This is a genomic window from Pseudomonas sp. PS01299, assembly GCF_029960145.1.
GTDB classification, from domain to species: domain Bacteria; phylum Pseudomonadota; class Gammaproteobacteria; order Pseudomonadales; family Pseudomonadaceae; genus Aquipseudomonas; species Aquipseudomonas putida_A.
In genome coordinates, this window is sequence record NZ_JASCPO010000446.1 from 1 (window position 1) to 2,075 (window position 2,075).

A 2,075-nucleotide genomic window follows, 5' to 3' on the forward strand; every position below is an offset into this window, starting at 1 on the left:
CTGCTCGCGAAGAGGGCGTGTCAGTCGCCATCGCTTTGGCTGACAGATCGCATTCGCGAGCAGGCTCGCTCCCACATTGGATTTCTGGCAGCCGCCAATCCTGAGTCCACCCAATAACCCTGTGGGAGCTGGCTTGCCAGCGATAGGGCCGTTTCAGCCAACATCATTATCGGTGCCGTCAGCGCTTGCACTGCGCCTGCACCACCTGGCAAGTGTTCGGCGTCCCTCCGGAGCGGCTCGCATAACGCATGCAGTTATTCAACGACTTCTTGCGCGCCATGCTCAAGGTATCGCCCCAGGCCAGACCGCCTTCGCCGGAAGTGGGCACGGCTTTGGCGTAGCAGTTCGAGCCGTTGGTGGCGTAGCGCTTGCTCGAACAGCCGGCTGTCAGCGCCAGGGTGGTGGCGAGCAGGGCAAGTAGCACCCAGGACGAGCAGTGGCGTGCGGTGATTGTGGTCATCTGGGTTCCTCGTTGGGTCATGCGCATCAATTGCCTCGCCGACAGGCGTTGGGCATTATCCAGCAATCGACAAAAGGAAGCGTCCCCAATGCGTGCACCCACACTACACCTGATGTGCGGCAAGATCGCCTCGGGCAAATCGACACTGGCCCAATTACTGGCTGAGGAGCAGCGCGCGCTGGTGCTCAGTGAGGATCAGTGGCTGTCGCGGCTGTATCCGGAGCAGATCAAATCCGTGGCGGATTACCTTCGATGTGCGCGGCAGATTCGCGGCGTGCTGGGGCCGTTGGTGATCGATGTGCTTAGCGCGGGGGTGAGTGTGGTGCTGGATTTTCCGGCCAATACCGTGGCGGATCGGCAGTGGCTGCGAGGGCTGGCGGATACTGCAAAAGTGCCGCATTGCCTGCACTATCTCGCGGTGGATGACGATACTTGCCGCGCCCGGCTACATGCACGCAATGCGCTGGCCGAACATGAGTTTGCCGCTTCGGATGCAGAGTTTGATTTGATCTCCAGCTACTTTCAGGTGCCGGAAGTGGGCGAGGAGCTGAAGATCGTCATGCACGGAAATCGCTAGCAGGCTAGCTCCCACTTTGGATCTCTGGCAGCCGCCAACCCTGAGCTCACCGCAAAAAACTGTGGGAGCTGGCTTGCCAGCGATAGGGCCGTGTCAGTCGCCATCACTTTGGCAGGCTCGCCCCAATCGCCAGCAGGCCAGTTCCCACAATGATTTCCACCGCCTGATCCACGGAGAGACTCGTGGTGTCGAGCCGAAGGATCGGCTGCGTCCAGGCTTCATATTCGTGATTCACAACAGAAGACCAGATCGGGGAGTCAGTCCCGTTATGTCTGATTGCTGATGCTCTACCCGGCGACGATGCTCAAGTCGGTCTGAGCAGATCACTTCGATGTTGAGCAACGGCGCACCCGAGCGAGCCGCGATGTCGGCCCACGTCGCGTGCAGAAGTGGATGAAGAACTTGACCTACAAAGCCCACAGCCGAACCAGGGCAAATTGCAGATCCACAGTGACGCATGTCCGGCCATCCACCCATTCATCCTCGCGAAGGCGACGTCCGGTATTGGTTTCGCGCTCGCCTTTGGCAATGACCAGGACGAACAGGCGGGTGGGGCATTCGAAAGAGCGCAACCGATCAACATCGGCGCGCACTGACCAATCGCCTTCCAGGCACTTGGCCTGCGAGACATCGCCCAGGCATTTGATTTCGGCGACCATCCTCGGCGCGCCGTTGTCGTCCAATGAGTACAGGTCCGCTTTGCGTCGGTCGCCTATCGGCAGATCCGTCCAGATCTCGATCTCATCTTCGAACCAGGCTTGCAGACTGATCTGGGCTTGAATCCAATGCTCGCGGCAACTGTTGAGTTGCAGCACTTGCTCAAGATTCTTCTCCATGCCTTGAAAGGCGCGCTCGAACAATCCGAGCCATTGAGTGGTGTCCATTTCACATTTCCTGTGTCAGTCCATTTGGGGGAGGGATTATGGACGGAATCGCCTTCAACCGAAAACTCCACATTCATCACCGAACCCTGTAGGAGTGAGCCTGCTCGCGATAGCGGTATATCGCTGACATTTGCGTTGTGACACACCGCTATCG

At 58.8% G+C, this 2,075-nt stretch carries 3 protein-coding genes; 1 reads left to right on the forward strand and 2 read right to left on the reverse strand.

Translation table 11 applies throughout. The features are described from left to right. Window positions 1–178: 178 nt before the first annotated feature. Window positions 179–460, reverse strand: coding sequence for a hypothetical protein (locus QMX91_RS30850; RefSeq protein WP_282413881.1), 282 nt, complete (start codon window positions 458–460; stop codon window positions 179–181). Between the two features lie 88 nt (window positions 461–548). Here QMX91_RS30850 and QMX91_RS30855 point away from each other — a divergent pair, with 88 nt between their 5' ends. Further along, window positions 549–1,037, forward strand: coding sequence for an ATP-binding protein (locus QMX91_RS30855; protein WP_282413882.1), 489 nt, complete (start codon window positions 549–551; stop codon window positions 1,035–1,037). 407 nt (window positions 1,038–1,444) lie between these two features. Here the strand turns inward: QMX91_RS30855 and QMX91_RS30860 are convergent, their stop codons facing one another. Next, complete coding sequence (locus QMX91_RS30860) at window positions 1,445–1,921, reverse strand: hypothetical protein (RefSeq protein WP_225138770.1); 477 nt, start codon at window positions 1,919–1,921, stop codon at window positions 1,445–1,447. Window positions 1,922–2,075 lie beyond the last annotated feature (154 nt).

Excerpts from the sequence above, each read along its gene's own strand:
- QMX91_RS30850 (WP_282413881.1), bottom strand. The coding sequence starts at position 460 with ATGACCACAATCACCGCACGCCACTGCTCGTCCTGGGTGCTACTTGCC.
- QMX91_RS30860 (WP_225138770.1), bottom strand. The coding sequence starts at position 1,921 with ATGGACACCACTCAATGGCTCGGATTGTTCGAGCGCGCCTTTCAAGGC.
- QMX91_RS30855 (WP_282413882.1), top strand. The coding sequence starts at position 549 with ATGCGTGCACCCACACTACACCTGATGTGCGGCAAGATCGCCTCGGGC.